This window comes from Pseudomonas phoenicis, from assembly GCF_047302395.1.
In the GTDB taxonomy this organism is placed as follows: Bacteria; Pseudomonadota; Gammaproteobacteria; order Pseudomonadales; family Pseudomonadaceae; genus Aquipseudomonas.
Map to the genome: position 1 here is coordinate 4,338,553 of NZ_CP154852.1, position 17,172 is coordinate 4,355,724.

General features: G+C 65.7%; 15 protein-coding genes and 2 riboswitches. Of the genes, 9 read left to right on the forward strand and 6 right to left on the reverse strand.

Annotated elements, in window-relative coordinates; translation table 11 throughout:
- The first annotated feature begins 87 nt into the window (after positions 1 to 87).
- Together AA0Z93_RS19700 and AA0Z93_RS19705 are read left to right on the forward strand one after the other, a co-directional pair.
- Positions 88 to 951 carry a glucose 1-dehydrogenase gene (locus tag AA0Z93_RS19700; RefSeq protein WP_413047309.1) on the forward strand — a complete coding sequence of 288 codons (864 nt, stop codon included), beginning with the start codon at positions 88 to 90 and terminating at the stop codon, positions 949 to 951.
- A gap of 113 nt (positions 952 to 1,064) precedes the next feature.
- Positions 1,065 to 1,568 (forward strand): CinA family protein, encoded by a 504-nt coding sequence (locus AA0Z93_RS19705; RefSeq protein ID WP_413047308.1) that lies wholly within the window; start codon positions 1,065 to 1,067, stop codon positions 1,566 to 1,568.
- Between the two features lie 53 nt (positions 1,569 to 1,621).
- Here the strand turns inward: AA0Z93_RS19705 and AA0Z93_RS19710 are convergent, their stop codons facing one another.
- Positions 1,622 to 2,065 carry a DNA methylase gene (locus AA0Z93_RS19710; RefSeq protein WP_413047307.1) on the reverse strand — a complete coding sequence of 148 codons (444 nt, stop codon included), beginning with the start codon at positions 2,063 to 2,065 and terminating at the stop codon, positions 1,622 to 1,624.
- A gap of 285 nt (positions 2,066 to 2,350) precedes the next feature.
- Here AA0Z93_RS19710 and AA0Z93_RS19715 point away from each other — a divergent pair, with 285 nt between their 5' ends.
- Positions 2,351 to 2,860, forward strand: a complete 510-nt coding sequence (locus AA0Z93_RS19715) for a GNAT family N-acetyltransferase (protein ID WP_413047306.1) — start codon at positions 2,351 to 2,353, stop codon at positions 2,858 to 2,860.
- A 43-nt stretch (positions 2,861 to 2,903) separates the two neighbouring features.
- Here the strand turns inward: AA0Z93_RS19715 and AA0Z93_RS19720 are convergent, their stop codons facing one another.
- From AA0Z93_RS19720 to cobW, 5 genes are all read right to left on the reverse strand, one after another.
- Complete coding sequence (locus AA0Z93_RS19720) at positions 2,904 to 3,341, reverse strand: PACE efflux transporter (protein WP_413047305.1); 438 nt, start codon at positions 3,339 to 3,341, stop codon at positions 2,904 to 2,906.
- A gap of 288 nt (positions 3,342 to 3,629) precedes the next feature.
- Positions 3,630 to 4,235, reverse strand: coding sequence for a vWA domain-containing protein (locus AA0Z93_RS19725; protein ID WP_413047304.1), 606 nt, complete (start codon positions 4,233 to 4,235; stop codon positions 3,630 to 3,632).
- 62 nt (positions 4,236 to 4,297) lie between these two features.
- Positions 4,298 to 5,299 (reverse strand): ATP-binding protein, encoded by a 1,002-nt coding sequence (locus AA0Z93_RS19730; RefSeq protein WP_413047303.1) that lies wholly within the window; start codon positions 5,297 to 5,299, stop codon positions 4,298 to 4,300.
- A 1-nt stretch (position 5,300) separates the two neighbouring features.
- Positions 5,301 to 9,062: a cobaltochelatase subunit CobN gene (gene cobN, locus AA0Z93_RS19735; protein WP_413047302.1), complete on the reverse strand. Its 3,762-nt coding sequence runs from the start codon at positions 9,060 to 9,062 to the stop codon at positions 5,301 to 5,303.
- Positions 9,063 to 9,065: 3 nt separating this feature from the next.
- Positions 9,066 to 10,136, reverse strand: a complete 1,071-nt coding sequence (cobW, locus tag AA0Z93_RS19740) for a cobalamin biosynthesis protein CobW (RefSeq protein ID WP_413047301.1) — start codon at positions 10,134 to 10,136, stop codon at positions 9,066 to 9,068.
- Between the two features lie 97 nt (positions 10,137 to 10,233).
- Positions 10,234 to 10,442, reverse strand: a riboswitch (cobalamin riboswitch).
- A gap of 72 nt (positions 10,443 to 10,514) precedes the next feature.
- Positions 10,515 to 10,745, forward strand: a riboswitch (cobalamin riboswitch).
- A 91-nt stretch (positions 10,746 to 10,836) separates the two neighbouring features.
- Here cobW and AA0Z93_RS19745 point away from each other — a divergent pair.
- From AA0Z93_RS19745 to AA0Z93_RS19770, 6 genes are all read left to right on the forward strand, one after another.
- Positions 10,837 to 11,022: a CbtB domain-containing protein gene (locus tag AA0Z93_RS19745; RefSeq protein WP_413047300.1), complete on the forward strand. Its 186-nt coding sequence runs from the start codon at positions 10,837 to 10,839 to the stop codon at positions 11,020 to 11,022.
- Positions 11,023 to 11,032: 10 nt separating this feature from the next.
- Positions 11,033 to 11,722, forward strand: a complete 690-nt coding sequence (locus AA0Z93_RS19750) for a CbtA family protein (protein WP_413047299.1) — start codon at positions 11,033 to 11,035, stop codon at positions 11,720 to 11,722.
- Positions 11,715 to 12,116: a cobalamin biosynthesis protein gene (locus AA0Z93_RS19755; RefSeq protein ID WP_413047298.1), complete on the forward strand. Its 402-nt coding sequence runs from the start codon at positions 11,715 to 11,717 to the stop codon at positions 12,114 to 12,116. The genes AA0Z93_RS19750 and AA0Z93_RS19755 overlap by 8 nt, the downstream gene beginning before the upstream one ends.
- Positions 12,117 to 12,146: 30 nt before the next feature.
- On the forward strand, positions 12,147 to 12,893 hold the full coding sequence (gene cobM / locus AA0Z93_RS19760) for a precorrin-4 C(11)-methyltransferase (RefSeq protein ID WP_413047297.1): 747 nt from the start codon (positions 12,147 to 12,149) through the stop codon (positions 12,891 to 12,893).
- Positions 12,894 to 13,131: 238 nt separating this feature from the next.
- Positions 13,132 to 13,746: a response regulator gene (locus AA0Z93_RS19765; protein WP_413047296.1), complete on the forward strand. Its 615-nt coding sequence runs from the start codon at positions 13,132 to 13,134 to the stop codon at positions 13,744 to 13,746.
- A 7-nt stretch (positions 13,747 to 13,753) separates the two neighbouring features.
- Entirely contained in the window at positions 13,754 to 17,029 is a 3,276-nt protein-coding gene (locus AA0Z93_RS19770) for a transporter substrate-binding domain-containing protein (RefSeq protein ID WP_413047295.1), read from the forward strand.
- Positions 17,030 to 17,172 lie beyond the last annotated feature (143 nt).

Below are 17,172 nucleotides of genomic sequence, written 5' to 3' on the forward strand. Positions count from 1 at the left end.
GTCGCCGAATTTCATATCCGCCACAACACGCCTGGATCGCGCCCTTCGAAAGACTCATGAGCATTGTCTTTTACAGGAGCCAGAACCATGCGTGAGTACCCGAAACCGCCCTTCCCGTCCCAGCCCCAGTCCGTGCCTGGTTCGCAAGCGAAGATGGACCCGTACCCCGATTGCGGCGAGCAGACCTACACCGGTCGCGGCCGACTGGAAGGCAAGATCGCGTTGATCACCGGGGGCGACAGCGGCATTGGCCGCGCAGTGGCCATCGCTTATGCCCGTGAAGGTGCCGACGTGGCCATCGCCTACCTGGAAGAGCACGAAGACGCCAAGGAAACCGAGCGCTGGGTGTTGCAAGCGGGCCGCAGGTGCCTGTTGCTGCCGGGCGACCTCGCCGACAAGCAGACCTGCTACGACACGGTCGACAAGACCCTGGCCGAGTTCGGACACATCGACATCCTGGTCAACAATGCTGCCTTCCAGATGTCTCACGACAATCTCGAAGACATTTCGGACGATGAATGGGTCATGACGTTCGACGTCAACATGACAGCTATTTTCCGCATCTGTCAGCGCGCGGTTCCGCATATGAAGAAAAACGGGGGTGGTTCGATCATCAATACCAGCTCCGTCAACTCCGACGACCCTTCACAAGCATTGCTGCCTTATGCAACCACAAAAGGCGCGATTGCCAATTTCACCGCCGGGCTCGCTCAAATGCTCGCCAAAGATAACATCCGTGTGAACAGCGTCGCCCCCGGTCCGATCTGGACGCCGTTGATTCCAGCGACCATGCCCGATGAAGCGGTGAAGAACTTCGGCTCCGGTTACCCGATGGGCCGCCCCGGCCAGCCGGTGGAAGTGGCACCGATCTACGTGCTGTTGGGTTCGGACGAGTCGAGCTATATCTCGGGTTCGCGCTATGCCGTCACCGGCGGCAAGCCGATTCTCTAGGTTCACAGGCGAGGCCCACCACGCCGGGCCTCGCGCTTCCCAACCGATATTTCGCTCGAATCCCGGAATCCCTATACGTCCCACTGCCGTACAGACATAAAGGTAATTCCGCCATGACACGCGACCCCTCCTTGGCCGTTCTGAACTATCTCAAAACCCACGAGCTGCTGCTCACCACCGCCGAGTCCTGTACTGCAGGACGCATGGTGGCGATGCTCGCCGAACACGAAGGTGCGGGCGAAGTGCTCGAAAGCGGCTATGTCGTCTACTCGCCAGAAGCCAAGCAGCGCTTGCTCGGCGTCGATGCTGGCACCATCGAACGCTTCGGCCTGACCAGCGAAGCGGTGGCCTGGGAAATGGCCCGCGGCGCACTGCGCGACAGCCCGGCCAACGTGGCCATCGCCACCACGGGTGTGGCAGGGCCTGCGCCCGCCTCGGGCGTCCTGCCTGGCACTCTGTGTTTCGCCTGGGCCTTTGCCGGCGACACCGACGCTGTCTTCACCGCTACCCAGCGTTTCTTCGGTGAGCGTGCGGATGTGCTGCACAATGCGGCCCTGCATGGCTTGACGCGCTTGGTCCATTACCATGAACGTTGGCTGAGAGGCGAACGAGCCTGACCTACCCGTGGCCCATTCCAGAACGACAGGCTGCGAACCAGCGTTCGCGCAGGTCAGTTCCCTTTGGAAAGCGCGAACAACCCTTGTGCTTCACGCATGAAGATCTCGACCGTTTTCGGACCGATACCCTCGAACTCGAGCAGCCATCGTTCGAAGTCTGCCTGCGTGGTCTTCCCAGCCAGCAAGTCTGCATGTTGGTGGGGCATCTGCGCTGCGAACTTTCGCGCCAAAGCCTGCAGGCGTCGAGCGGTCGATTCGTCATAGCGTCTATAGCCTGCCTCACCGAGTGAGCGCACCAAGGTTGCGTGACTGCACGCCACGAACTTAGCCGGGGAATCCAAACCCTGCCGCTGCACCAGCTGCCGATAGGCCGCAACAGCTACCGGGGCGCGGATACGCTTGCCGATCAGAAAAGCGGCCACCAGCCAGAGGAACGTATCTGGGCCGCACAGGTTGTCGAGATCGAGGGCGAGGTTTTTGGCAGTGATGGGCTGCATAGGCACCGTTCAAGGCAGTTGAGAGAAGAAGCTACCAATCGACAGCGTCTGCCATGGTAGGTTGCCCTGGCCAAGGTCAGCGAGCCGTCGGACCTGGCCAAGCCCCTAGGGTCTGTACGAAAAGCCTTGATACTTGGCCATGCTGCGTTGAAAACAGACTCAAAATGCTCACGTACTACAGTACGCTCCGCTTTTTCGCCTGTTTCCGCCTTGCCTGGCCGGCGTCTCAAGACTTTTCGTACAGACCCTAGCATCCCCGTTGGACATGACCACAAGGATGAGCCTGTGAACAGCGACACCCCCCGCATCGACATCGTCCCCCTTAGCGAAACCCACCTCCCCGGCGTGACCGCGCTGTACCACGAGCCCGCCGTTTGCCGACAAGTGCTACAAATGCCCTACCAGTCCACCGAACTTTGGCGCCAACGGTTGGCGGCGAGCAGTGAACGGCGTCTGCAACTGGTGGCGCTGCACCAGGGCGAAGTCATCGGCAACATCAGCCTGGAGCAGTCACCGCGCATCCGCCAAAGCCATGTCGGCAGCTTGGGCATGAGTGTGGCTGCGGCCTGGCATGGGCGAGGGATCGGATCGCTGTTGTTGCAGACGGCGCTGTCTGTCGCCGATGACTGGATGAACCTGCGACGTGTGGAACTGACGGTATTCGCCGACAACGAACCGGCGTTGGCCTTGTACCGAAAGTTCGGCTTCGAGGTGGAAGGTCGGTTGCGTGACTACGCCGTGCGTGACGGTGTCTATGCGGACGCCTTGAACATGGCACGCCTGCGCGCCCGATGATCCTTTGTACAGGGCGCCGACGGTGCGCCCTGCCCTTGGCCGCTCACCCTCGACACTCTCCCTGCTGCGCCGACAGCGGCACATCGAACACCTTGTCGAAGGCCCACTGGAACACGAACGCGTAGACGAAGAAGAAGGCGAACAGCGCCAGGTTGGTCAGCAGCGCTTGCCACAGGCTGATTTCCAGCCAGAACGCCACCAAGGGCAACAGCAATAGCACCAACCCCCCTTCGAAACCGAGCGCATGCAGAAAACGTCGCCACAGCGTGCGCCGACGCTGGACGCGGCCAGCTTCCCAGCGCTCGAACGCCCAGTTGAAGGCCATGTTCCAGCTCAAGGCGATGCCCGACATCAACAGCGACAGTACGGTGGAATGGGCCATGCCGGCGTCGAACATGAGCGCCAGGGCCGGCGCTACGCAGGCCACGGCAATCACTTCGTAGAGGATGGCCTGGACGATCTTGCGGGCCTTGCCTTGCATCGGAAATTCCTTGGTGATGGGCGTTGAGGTTGTTTCTTGGGGCTGCTTTGTGGACATCTCGGCTGATCAGAGCGCCGAACCGGTCGTTCCAAAAAAATGGCTTGAACCCTGTCTGGAACGATCGGTTCGGCGCCAGGATCAGCCGCGCCAGGTCGCCAGGCGGCCCCGATTGCTCAACTGAAGGGCATCAGAGTACATCCTTCCTGACCCAGCCCAATTCCGATCGAGGCCAAGCCCCTGACGCGTCTCGTACTGCAGGGGACAAACGCCTCTTTCGACCAGAGCACATCATTCGATCCGCCGCAAAGCATCCAAATGCCAATACTCGGCCGCCAGCTCGTCGGCCAACTGCCGCGCCCGCCCCAGCCGCACCGGCGCCCGTTCGATGTCCACCAGCACGCTGGCACACGGCAGCGGTGCCAAGGGCTGCCAGCGTTGCAAACGGCCGTCGGTGAAGACGAAGCAGCGCTGCACTTCGGCCGGATGTTGGCGTGCGCGTGCGACCAGCCACTCGCGGGCTTGCGCCAGCGCCGCCAGCAACGGCGTGCCACCACCGGCGCCGAGCGCCTGCAACCAAGGCTGCAAGGCGGCCGAGGCCTTCAGGCCATGGCGCTGCCAGCGCGGCTCGCGGCCACTGGCGGTCAGCAGGGTAAGCCGCGCGCGTTGCCGATAGGCTTGGTCGAACATCTGTGCCAGCAACCCTTTGCACCCGGCCAGGGCGCCATGGCGACGGGTCGAGCCCGAGGCGTCGACGATCACCAGCCACAGCTCCGGGCCGTGGGCCTGGCGCTGCTGCCAGCACAGATCGCGACGCTGCCTGGGCCGGCCTTTGAGCAAGGTGGACACCCAGGCCACACGGCCCTCACCGGCACTACGCGCCTTGCCTCGGGGCACGCCGACCAAGCGCCCCGGTCGAGGTCGAGCATCCGTCGCAGTGGCGGCACGCGTGCGGATGCTCAGGGCTTTTTTGCCCAGTTCGGCACCTCGCGCCGAGCGCCGCCGCTCACGGCCTGCGGCGGCAGCGCGCCCCAATCGCCGCGTCCGGCCTGCGGCTCGCTGGCCTGGCCGGCAGGCGGCGGCGGTGTGCCCGCCGCCTGCTCGGGCGCCGGTTGCCGGCGTCGGTGACGCAGGGCAAATTCGGCCACCGCCTGGATATCCTCTTCGGCGATCTGACGGGCGCCACGCCAAGCGGCGTGGGCACGGGCCGCGCGCAGCCAGACCAGATCGGCGCGCAGGCCGTCCACGCCCGCAGCGAAGCACTGGGCGGCGATGCTGGCCAGCGACGCGTCGTCCAGCTCGATCTGCGCCAATGCCGTCCGGGCAGCCTGGCAGCGCTCGCGCAACTGCGTCTGCGCCGCTTGCCACTGAGCACTGAAACCTTGCGGGTCGGCGTCGAACGCCAGGCGGCGGCGGATGATCTGCTGACGTGCCTCGGGCGCGGGCGAGCCGTCGAGCAGTACGTTCAAGCCGAAACGGTCGAGCAGTTGCGGGCGCAACTCACCCTCTTCCGGGTTCATGGTGCCGATCAGAACGAAGCGTGCCGCGTGGCGGTGGGAAATCCCGTCGCGCTCGACCTGGTTGACGCCGCTGGCGGCCACGTCCAGCAGCAGGTCCACCAAGGCGTCGGGCAACAGGTTGACTTCGTCGACGTACAACACCCCGCCATCGGCCCGTGCCAATACGCCGGGAGAGAACTGCGCTTTGCCCTGGCCCAAAGCGGCATCCAGGTCGAGGGTGCCGACCAGGCGCTCTTCGCTGGCGCCCAGGGGCAAGGTGACGAAGGGGCCGTCGTCGAGCAACGTCGCCAGGCCCCGGGCCAAGGTGCTCTTGGCCATGCCGCGCGGGCCTTCGATCAGCACGCCACCGATCTGCGGGTCGATGGCGGTCAGGCATAGCGCCAGCTTCAGGTCGTCGGCGCCGACCACGGCGGCCAGCGGGAACTGCACGGGTTCGGTCATGTCAGGCATCTTCCTCGCCTTCGAGCAAATGGGATTCGAGGGCTTCGCGGTACTCGCCCGGTGCTTGCCACAGGCCGCGTTGCTGCGCTTCGAGCAGACGTTCGGTGAGGTCGCGCAGGGCTTCGGGATTGTGTTCGCGCATGAAATCGCGGGTGGCCGGATCGAGCACGTAGGCGTCGGCCAGGGATTGGTAATGATGGTCGTCGATCAGGTGCGTGGTGGCATCGAAGGCGAACAGGTTGTCCACCGTCGCGGCCATCTCGAAGGCGCCTTTGTAGCCGTGCCGCTTCACCCCGTCGATCCACTTGGGGTTGAGCGCGCGCGCGCGGACCACGCGGTTGAGCTCTTCCTTGAGCGTGCGGATGCGTGGTCGGTCGACCTGGCTATGGTCGCCGTGGTAGCTCGCCACCTGAGCTTGTGCCAGGGTTTCCGCAGCGGCCAGCATGCCGCCCTGGAACTGGTAGTAGTCGTTGGAATCGAGCAGGTCGTGCTCGTGGTTGTCCCGGTTCTGCACCACGGCCTGCACCTGGCTCAGACGCTGGGCGAACTGCGCACGCGCCGGGGTGCCTTCGTCCTGGCCGCCGTAGGCGTAGCTGCCGTGGTTGAGGTAGACCTGGGCGAGGTCCTCGCGGCTCTGCCACAGACGCCCGTCGATGGCGTTCTGCACCCCAGCGCCATAGGCGCCGGGCTTGGCGCCGAATACCCTCCAGCCGGCTTCGCGGGCGGCTTGCTCCGGGGCCATGCCCTCGGCCAGCAGCGCACTGCGCTCGGCGCGTACGCGCGCGGCCAGAGGGTTCAAGTCGTCAGGTTCGTCCAGGGCGGCGACGGCCTGCACGGCGGCATCGAACAGGCGGATGAGGTTGCCGAAGGCGTCGCGGAAAAAGCCCGATACGCGCAGGGTCACGTCCACCCGAGGGCGGTCGAGCACGCTGACCGGCAGGATCTCGAAGTCGTCCACCCGCTGCGAGCCGCTGGCCCATACCGGGCGCACGCCCATCAGGGCCATGGCCTGGGCGATGTCGTCGCCGCCGGTGCGCATGGTCGCCGTGCCCCACACCGACAGGCCGAGCTGGCGCAGGTGGTCGCCGTGGTCCTGCAGGTGCCGTTCGAGCAGCAGGCTGGCCGAGGCGAAGCCCAGGCGCCAGGCCGTGGTGGTGGGCAGGTTGCGCACGTCCACGGTGTAGAAATTGCGCCCGGTGGGCAGCACATCCAGGCGCCCGCGGCTCGGCGCACCGCTGGGCCCTGCGGGCACGAAACGCCCGCTCAGGGCGGCCAGCAGGCCTTGCAGCTCGGCCTCGCCACAGCCATCCAGCGCTGGCGCTATGTGTGTCAGCAGACCTTCCAGCACGGCGTGCACCGGCTGCCAGGCAGGTTCGGCCGGCAGGGCCAAGGTGCCAGCCATGGTCGCCTCGATCAGCGCCAGGGCATGCAGTTCCAGACGTTCGCGGGTATCGCCATGGGTACGCCACAGGCTGTCGTCGACCTCTAGCAAGCACGGGGGTTTTACGCCTTGCCAAGGCTCGCCGAGGTCGCAGTCCAACGGATCGAAGCCCAGTGCCAGGGCCTTGGCCAAGGTCCGCAGCAGGCTGGCGTTGGCTCCTTGGCCGTCACCGCGTTCCACGCGCAGCAGCGCCAGCAGGGTATCGCGGCGCAAACGGCCCTCGGGCGATTGGCCGAATACGTGCAGGCCGTCACGGATCTGCGATTCCTTGAGGTCGCACAGGTAGGTGTCCAGACGCGGCAGCCACAGGGCCGCGTCGTCCAGTTGACCTTCGAGCTGCAGCTCGCGGTCGATGTGGTTGGCTTTGACCAGCTCGAGAATCTCGCGCTGCAACTCGCGGGCGCGACGCGGATCGAGCAGTTGCGCTTCGTAGTACTCGTCGGCCAGGCGCTCGAGATGGCGCAGCGGGCCGTAGGTTTCGGCACGGGTCAGCGGCGGCATCAGGTGGTCGATGATCACCGCCTGGGTACGGCGCTTGGCCTGGGCGCCCTCGCCCGGGTCGTTGACGATGAAGGGGTAGACGTTGGGCATCGGCCCGAGCAGCGCATCTGGCCAGCACTCGGCCGACAGCCCTACGCCCTTGCCCGGCAGCCACTCCAGGTTGCCGTGCTTGCCGACATGGATCAGCGCGTCGGCGCCATAGGCATGGCGCAGCCAGAAGTAGAACGCGAGGTAACCGTGCGGCGGCACCAGATCGGGATCGTGGTAGACCGCGCTGGGATCGAGCTGGTAGCCCCGGGCCGGCTGGATGCCGACGAAGGTCAGGCCCAAGCGCAGACCGGCGACCATCATGCGTCCGGCGCGGCACATCGGGTCCTGCTCGGGCGGGCCCCAGCGTTCCAGCACCGCCTGACGGTTGCTCGCCGGCAGACGGGCGAAGGCCTGCCGGTAGTCCTCCAGGCTAAGGCTCTGAGCGCAGGGGCGCTGGTCCAGGTGCTCGAGGTCGTTGGTCACGCCGCCCAGCAGCGTTTGGATCAACGCAGTGCCGGTCTCGGGCAGCGCATCCACCGGATAGCCCTGGTCGGCCAGGGTTTGCAGGATGTTGAGCGCCGCGCCTGGCGTGTCCAGCCCTACGCCGTTGCCGATGCGGCCGTCGCGGGTCGGGTAGTTCGCCAGCACCAGGGCGATGCGCTTCTGCGCGTTGGGCAGGCGCGCCAGGGCCACCCAGCGGCGGGCCAGCTCGGCGACGAAGTCCATGCGCTCGGGATGCGCCCGGTAGCAGACCACATCGGCCTGGCTGCGCTCGCTGCGCCAAGCCAGGTCCTTGAAGCTGATCGGACGGGTGATGATGCGCCCGTCCAGTTCGGGCAGGACGATGTGCATGGCCAGGTCGCGGGCGCCCAGGCCTTGCTCGTTGGCTTCCCAGGCCGGCTGGTTGTCCTGGGCGCAGATCGCTTGCAGTACCGGCACGTCGCGCCGCAACGGGCGCAGGTTGGGCCGTTCCGGGCTGGACAGGGCGAAGCCGGTGGTGTTGATGACCACCTCGGCGCCGACTTCGTCCATCCAGTTCTGCACCTGGGCCAGACACTCCGGTTCCTTGAGGCTGGCGACCGCGATGGGCAGCGGGTTGAGGCCAGCCGCTTGCAGGCGCTCGCAGAACACATCGAGAAACGCGGTGTTGGCCGCCTGCAAGTGCGAGCGGTAGAACAGCAGCGGCGCCACCGGCCATTGCGGTTGCCACTGCGCATACCAGTCCTGCAACGTGGCGCCGGCCACCTGGGGGTGGTAGACGCTGGTGCGCGGCAGGGGCTGCGGTTCCTGCCAGGGGTAGTCGCGGTCCAACCAGGTGCTGGCCAGGCAGTTGAACAGGTTCACGGCGTTGGCCTTGCCGCCCTGGCGCAGGTAGTGCCAGAGCCGCTCGGCGCGGGCGTCGCGTACGCTACCCAGATCGGTCAGCTCGGGATCGGGGCGGTCGTCACCCGGCACCAGGATCAGCTCGACGCCGCGCTCGGCCAGTTGCACCAACTGTTCGATACCGTAACGCCAGTAACCCACGCCCCCGTGCAGCGACAGCAGGACGACCTTGGCGTGGCGCAGCACCTCGTCGACGTACAGGTCGACCGAGGCGTGGTTCTGTACCTGCATGGGGTTGGCCAGGCGCACGCTGGGGAAGTCGGCCGGCAGGTGTTCGAGGGTATCGGCCAACAGCGCCAGATGCGAGTCGCCGCTGCACAGGATCACCAGCTCGGCCGGGGTCTGGCCGAGGTCGGCGATGCTGTCGTCCGGCACGAAGCCGCCGGGCTGGGTGCGCAGCAGGTGCATCGATCAGGCGCCCAGGGCTTGGCGCAGGCGCGCGCCGAGCTGTTCGGCGTCGAGGTCCTGGCCGATCAGCACCAAGCGGGTGATGCGGGCTTCGTCGGCGCGCCACGGGCGGTCGAAGTGCTTGTCGAAGCGGCTGCCCACGCCTTGGATGAGCAGGCGCATGGGTTTGCCGGGAATGGCGGCGAAGCCTTTGATGCGCAGGATGCCGTGCTCGGCCACCAGTTGCGCCAAGGCCTCGAGCAGCAGGCGCTCGTCGGCTTCCGGCAATTCCAGGGAGATGGAGTCGAAGGCGTCATGGTCGTGGTCGTCGTGTTCGCCATCATCGTCATGGTGCGAGTCGTGATGGGTGCGGCGGCCGTCGATGTGCGCTTCGGACTCGGCGCCCACGCCGATCAGCACGTCCAGCGGCAGACGGCCGCTGCTGGCTTCGATGACCTTGACCGCCGGCGGCAATTCTTCCTGCACTTCGGCGCGTACGCGGGCCAGGCCTTCGGCATCGATCAGGTCGGCTTTGTTCAGCACCACCAGGTCGGCGCTGGCCAATTGGTCGGCGAACAGCTCGTGCAGGGGCGATTCGTGGTCGAGGTTGGGGTCGAGCTTGCGCTGGGCATCGACCTGGTCGGGATAGGCGGCGAAGGTGCCGGCCGCGACCGCCGGGCTGTCGACCACGGTGATCACCGCATCGACCGTGCAGGCGTTGCGGATTTCGGGCCACTGGAAGGCTTGCACCAGGGGTTTGGGCAGGGCCAGGCCGCTGGTTTCGATGAGGATGTGGTCCAGGTCGCCGCGGCGCGCCACCAGTTCGCGCATCACCGGGAAGAACTCTTCCTGCACCGTGCAGCACAGGCAGCCGTTGGCCAGCTCGAAGACCCGTCCCACCGCCTCTTCTTCCGTGCAGCCGATGCTGCACTGCTTGAGCAGGTCGCCGTCGATGCCCAGCTCGCCGAACTCGTTGACGATGATCGCGATGCGGCGGCCTTGGGCGTTGTCCAGCATGTGCCGGAGCAAGGTGGTCTTGCCCGAGCCGAGGAAGCCGGTGACGATGGTGACGGGAAGCTTGGCCAGTGTTTTCATGTCTCAGTGCCCTTGGCAGACGGCGCGGGCATGCGGGACGACCGCCCGCAGCCGAGTCGGCCAGGCGTGCTCGCCACCGGATCACCCCGCCCGGTTGATGTCGAAAGCGTACCGAGGCAGGTCTCCTGGCTCGCACCCTGGCCTGCGGGCCGTACCGATGGCGCCTTCCCGCGTGCGCGCAGTGGCTGTGCCGATCGGCTGGGATGCTTACAGTTGCGGGGGCAGCCGCGGCTCTACCGCGTTCCCGTCTTAGCTCAGTGGGCGAGGAAAGCATGCCCCCTGAGAACCTCGAAACGGCAAGGCTACGCAGTGCCCCGCGCGGGGTCAACCGCTGCCGCCGAGGGGCTGACAATTGACGGGAAATACGCCCCATGCTTTGCTAGCGCCCTTGCGTCAGGTGCCCCTCACGGGGTGAAACGGGAAACCGGTGCGTCGCGGTCTGCAACAGCAGGCCAGGCAATGCCGGTGCTGCCCCCGCAACGGTAAGCGAGCCATGCGTCTGCAACACCACTGCGTCGGCGCCAGCCACGTGGGAAGGTCGACGCGCAGTCTGGGGAGTCACGCTCCCGCTCGCGAGCCCGGAGACCGGCCTGGCGTCTCGATCAACCCCCGCGGTGGGCGGGCGCTGTTGCCTGCACTTGGCGTGTCCGCGCTGGGGCGACCGTGCGTGACCTGCCGATTCCCAGCCGAGGAACTCGTCATGCCGATCGTCAGCAGCAAACCCGCCATCAGCCCCTCCACTACGCTCAGTCAACGTCTGGTCGTCGCCATCGGCGCAGGCCTGCTGGGTCTGAGCCTGGTGTATTTCGCCGGCTTCTCGCACATCGATGCGGTACACAACGCCGCGCACGACACGCGCCACAGCGCAGCCTTCCCCTGCCACTGAGGACGCCGGCATGCTCACTCGCATCGCCCGTACCGCGGGCTTCAGCGGCTTGCTCGCCGCGCTGTTGCTGACCCTGCTGCAAAGTTTGTGGGTCGGCCCGTTGATCCTCCAGGCCGAAACCTACGAGAGCGCAGCGCCCGCTGCCCAGGCGCACAGCCATGCCGAGGGCGCTGCCGCCCATGAGCATGCGCCTGAGGCGTGGTCGCCCGAGGACGGCTGGCAACGCGTACTGGCTACCACCGGCGGCAACCTGGTCGTGGCCGTGGGCTTTGCCTTGCTGCTGGCGGCGCTGTACAGCCTGCGCCAACCCAACCGCGTCGCCAGCGGCGCGCTGTGGGGTCTGGCCGGCTTCGCGGTGTTCTGCCTGGCGCCCACTTTGGGCCTGCCGCCCGAACTGCCCGGCACGGCCGCGGCTGACCTGGCCCAGCGGCAGACCTGGTGGATCGGCACCGCAGCCGCCACGGCCTGTGGCCTGGCACTGCTGGCATTCAGCCGCTCCTGGACGTTCAAGCTGCTCGGCGCCATGCTGCTGGTCGTGCCGCACCTGATCGGCGCCCCACAACCTGCGATCCACGAAAGCCTGGCCCCTGAAGCGTTGGCGGCGCAGTTCAAGCTCGCCTCCTTGTTGACCAATGCGGCCTTCTGGGTGGCCTTGGGCCTGCTCAGCGCATGGTTGTACCGCCGCGCCGAACATGCCTGATTCCCCGGCGCTGTATGCCGGGATCGGCTGCCGCAAGGGCTGCGATACCCGGCAGTTGTCGGCGTTGCTGTCGCGAACCCTGGAGCGCCACGGCCTGCCCCTAAGCGCTATACGGGCCCTGGCCAGCATCGCCGGCAAGGCCCGGGAGCCGGGCCTGTTGGCATTGGCCGAGCAGCTGGGCGTGCCGCTGCTGGTCTTCGACGTCGCCAGTCTGGACGGTCTGCAACCCTTGCTCAGTCACCGCTCGGCCATCGCCTTCAGCCACACTGGCTGTTGGGGCGTGGCCGAGAGTACGGCACTGGCTGCCGCACGCCGGATGGAAGGTCGCTGCGCGTTGCGTGTGACGCGGCAAGTGTCGGGCCCGGCTACCCTTGCGCTGGCTTGGCGGGGATAATCGCGGCCCCTCTCCCTGCAAGGACGTTTCATGACGGTCTATTTCATCGGCTCCGGCCCTGGCGATCCGGAGCTGATCACGGTCAAGGGCCAACGCCTGATCCGCCAGTGCCCGGTGATCATCTATGCCGGCTCCCTGGTCCCCGAGGCCGTGCTGGCCGGCCATCGGGCCGTCACGCTGCTCAACAGCGCCGAACTGCACCTGCAGCAGATCGTCGAGGCCATGCTCGACGCCCACCGCCAGGGCCAGGATGTGGCCCGCGTACACAGTGGTGACCCCAGCCTGTACGGCGCCATAGGCGAGCAGATCGCCCAGTTGCGTGCCCATGGTGTGCCCTACCAGATCATCCCCGGGGTCACTGCCACCGCAGCCAGCGCGGCGCTGCTCGGCTGCGAGCTGACCCTGCCCGGGGTAGCGCAGACCGTGATCCTCACCCGCTACGGCGACAGTTCGCCCATGCCCGAAGGTGAGCGCTTGGCCGACCTCGCCCGGCACGGTTGTACGCTGGCCATCCATCTGGGCATCAAGCACCTGTCGCGCATCGTCGACGAGCTTAGGCCGCACTACGGCGGCCAGTGCCCGGTCGCCGTCGTGCACCGTGCCAGCTGGCCGGACCAGGACTGGGTGCTGGGCACGTTGGACGACATTTCAGGGCAGGTCCAGACCAAGGGCTTTCGGCGCACGGCGTTGATCCTGGTCGGCTACGTCCTGGGCGACACACCCTTCGCGGAGTCGGCGTTGTACCGCGCCAGCCACGCCCATCTGTATCGCCCCTGAAACAGGCCAGCAAGCGCTGGCACAGACAGCAGTGCAATCGCAAAGGGATGGCCTAAACTGGGGTCATCCGAAGAGTTTGTAGGAAATTTCCTCAGAATTGTCTTCCTTTTTCAACACTTCAGCCCCGACCGTTATCAAGCCATTCGATTCAACGTATGGTGCGCGTCCTCCGCTGAAGTAGCGGCGTGTTCCTGGGTGATTTCAGGAAACGGACCACATTTCTGATAGGAGTTTCCCCATGACCAGCGTTCTCGTAGTCGATGACCACGCGGCTATCCGGTTCGCCGTCAGCATGTTGCTGGAAAACCAGAAGTTCAACATGCTTGGTGCTGCGAGCGACGGCATCCAGGCGGTCGAAATGGCCCGCAAGCTGTCGCCCGACGTGGTAATCCTCGACATCGCCTTGCCACGTCTGGACGGCATGGAGGTGATCAAGCGCTTGCAGTTGATGGAGCCTGCGCCGAAGATCATGGTCCTCACCGGTCAGCCGGCCGACCTCTACGTGCGACGCTGCCTGGATGCTGGCATCTCGGCTTTCGTCAACAAGGATGAAGACCTCGATGCCCTGGTCTTTGCGCTCAAGGCCATGATCAAGGGCTATTCGACGTTTCCCCAGATGTCGGTCAACAGCAGCTCTCTGGAAAGCGAGGCCACCCGCCTGGGCAGCTTGTCGAACCGCGAGGTCGAAGTGCTGCGCCGGCTTACCCGGGGAGAAAGCAACAAGGCCATCGGTGAGAAAATGAACCTCAGCGCCAAGACCATCAGCACCTACCGCGGGCGCATCATGGACAAGCTCAAAACCGAATCGCTGGTGGAAATGGTCGATCTGGCCAAACGAAACAATGTGAACTGAATCAGGAATGAAGCCGATGCTGCCAACGCTGCTATTGACCGGGCTGTTGGCCCTTTCGGCCAACGCCTTCTCCCAGGTCGACAGCCAGCCCCGCCAATTGCTCGCCCGCTCGCAGAGCGCCTTGCCGCCCATGCGCCTCGACGACCAGGATCGAGGCTGGTTGGAGCGTCGCAAGGCTTTGCTGGTGGGAAGTTCGACACCGGACTACCCACCGTTCGAGATCAATACCAGTCAACACGACTATGAAGGCTTGAGCGCTGACTACGCCGGGCTGATCGGCGAGCAGTTGGGCGTTCCCATCGAGGTGCGGCGCTTCGCGACCCGTACCGAAGCGATCCGGGCGCTGCGCGATGGGCAGATCGACTTGCTCGGCAGCTCCAACGCCTTCGAGGCCGACGATGCCGATCTGACCCTCAGCCAATCCTACGCAGACGACTTCCCGGTCATCGTCACCCAGTCGGGCCGGCGTCTGCGCAGGGATGACGACCTGACCGGCCTGCGCCTGGCCACCGTGGATCACTACCTGCCTACCGCCATCGTGCAGCGCCTTTACCCCAAGGCGCAATTGAGCCTGTACCGCTCGACCCTGGCCGGGTTGGCTGCAGTGGCCCTGAATCAGGCCGATGTCTACCTGGGCGATGCCATCAGCACCGACTACCTGATCGGCATGAGCTATCCGGGGCAACTGAAGATCGACCAGTTCGTCGATCAACCGGTCGGTACCTTCGCCTTCGCTCTGCGCCGCGACAATCCGCGCCTCAAACGCCTGGTCGATCAGGCGCTCGAGCGTGTGTACAACAGTGAGCGGCTGAACATTCTGCGGCGCTGGACCAGCGGCAACACCAGCATTCTGCTTGAGCGCGACCTCGATGCGCTGACCAGCGAAGAGCGCCGCTGGATCGCCCAGCATCCTACGGTGCGGGTGCTGGTCACCGAAAGCCTGGCGCCCTTGACCTTCACCGACGACGACCAGCAACCGCGCGGTGCGACCGTCGACTTGCTCGAACAGATCAGCCTGCGTACGGGCTTGCGCTTCCAGATCGTGCGCAGCGATTCGGTGCAGGAGATGGTCGACCAAGTGGTACGCGGCGATGCCGAGCTGGTCGGTGCGCTGGGCTACGGTAGCGAACGGGCCTCACGCCTGCGCTTCACCCGGCCTTACCTGGTCAGCCCCCGAGTGCTGATCACCCGTAGCGACCAGCCGGCACTCAGTATCGGTCTGCTTGACCGCCAGCGCGTCGCCCTGCTGGCAGGATCGCCCATGCGTGAAGACTTGCACGCCCGCTACCCCCATCTGCGCTTCGTCGAAGTCGCCAACCCACTGCGCATGATGGAGGCCGTCGCCAACGGCGACGCCGATGTGGCCTTCAGCTCCCAGGTCAACGCCACCTATTACATCAACCATGTGTTCAAGGACGTCCTGAAAATCACTTCGGTGCTGGACGAAGCGCCTGCCGTGGCCGCATTCGGTGTGGCACCGCAATTGCCACTGCTGCAAAACATCCTCGACAAGGCATTGCTGAGCATTCCACCCGACGAGTTGGAGCAGCTGATCAACCGCTGGCGCGTCAACGCAGTGGCGAGCGACAGCCCTTGGCGCAATTACCGCACGCTCATGCTGCAACTGGCAGTCTTTTCCCTGGTGCTGTTGGCCGGCGTCGTGTTCTGGAACACCTACTTGCGCAAGCTGATCCACCAGCGCACCGAAGCGCAGCAAGCGCTGCAAGCGCAATTGGCGTTGAGCCGAAGCCTGCTGGAACAGCTCAGCCAGGCGAAGAACGACGCCGAACAGGCCAGCCAAGCGAAAAGCACCTTCCTGGCCACCATGAGCCACGAGATCCGTACCCCCATGAACGCAGTGATCGGCCTGCTCGAACTGGCCCTCGAAGACAGCCGAAGCGGCCACTGCGATATCGTGTCGCTCAAAACCGCGCACGACTCGGCCGTCGGCCTGCTCGAACTGATCGGCGACATCCTCGACATTTCCCGAGTCGAAGCCGGTCACCTGACGTTGCATCCGGCAGCGGTGGACCTGTTGGAGAACGTGCGCGCCACCGTACGCGTATTCGAAGGCAATGCGCGGATCAAGGGGCTGGAGGTTCAGTTGCAGTTGCCCAGCGAACCGGCTTGGGTACTGATCGATGCGGTTCGTTTTCGTCAGGTGCTGTCCAATCTGCTGAGCAACGCCATCAAATTCACCGATCACGGCAAGATCGTGGTTTCGCTGCGCGTGACCCGCTCGACGACCAGCGACAGCCTGTCCGTCGAGCTGCAGGTGCAGGACAGTGGCGTGGGCATCAGTGCCGCCGACCAGAATCGGCTGTTCACCGCCTTCACCCAGCTCGACAGCGGGCAAGCGCGACAGGGCGCCGGCCTGGGGTTGGTGATCAGCCGCACGTTGTGCCATCTGATGGGCGGCGAACTGGAGCTGCAAAGCGTGGAAAGCGTTGGCACCCGTGTCAGCGTCCTCCTCGATCTGCCCAGTGCGCAAGCGGTGGCGCCGGCCCAGCCGACCGGTCACGACACACCGACCCCTGCCTGCTCGCTCGACATTCTGGTGGTCGACGACTACCCCGCCAACTTGCTGCTGATGGACAAGCAACTCACCGCCTTGGGCCATCGGGTGATGCTGGCCGAGCACGGAGTGGCGGCACTCGCACTCTGGCAGGCCCATACCTTCGATCTGGTCATCACCGACTGCAGCATGCCGATGATGGACGGCCATGCCCTGGCTCAGCGTATCCGCGAGCTGGAGCGCCAAGGGCAGCGGCCGGCGTGCGTCATCCTCGGCATCACGGCCAACGCCCAGGTCGAAGAGCGCCAGCGCTGCCTGCAAAATGGCATGGACGACTGCCTGTTCAAACCGGTTGGGTTGCGCACGCTCAAGGCCCACCTGCCCACCCGGAGCAGGCAGCCGCGGACGCTACCCACCCCGGGCAGCGGCTTCGACCTGAACAGCCTGCTGCACCTGACCCAGGGCGACGAACAGCTGGTGCGCCGGCTGCTCGAACAGCTCGCCCACAGCAATGCCGAAGATTTGCAGGCACTGTGCGAGCTGGGTTCGGCACCCACTGCCGAGGCGGTGCAGGCCCTGGTGCATCGAATCAAGGGCGGCGCCAAGATGCTCAAGGTCAAAGCGGTGGTCGAGCACTGCGAAGCGCTGGAACGGGCCTGCGCCACCGGCGAGCCCCTCGAGGCCGCTCGCCAGGCGCTGCAAGCCTGCCTGGAAATGCTCGCAAGCGAACTCACCCATGAACTCGATGCGACTGAGGCGTCGAGCTGATCCGGTCGATCGCCTCTGCCACATCGCGCGTACCCCGCTGGATCTGCATGACCACGGTGCCCGCTTCGTGGCCCGGGCCACGCTCTGACCGCTACGGTCCCAGCCACTGCACAGTATTTGCCAACTTCATCGGGCAGTTCTCA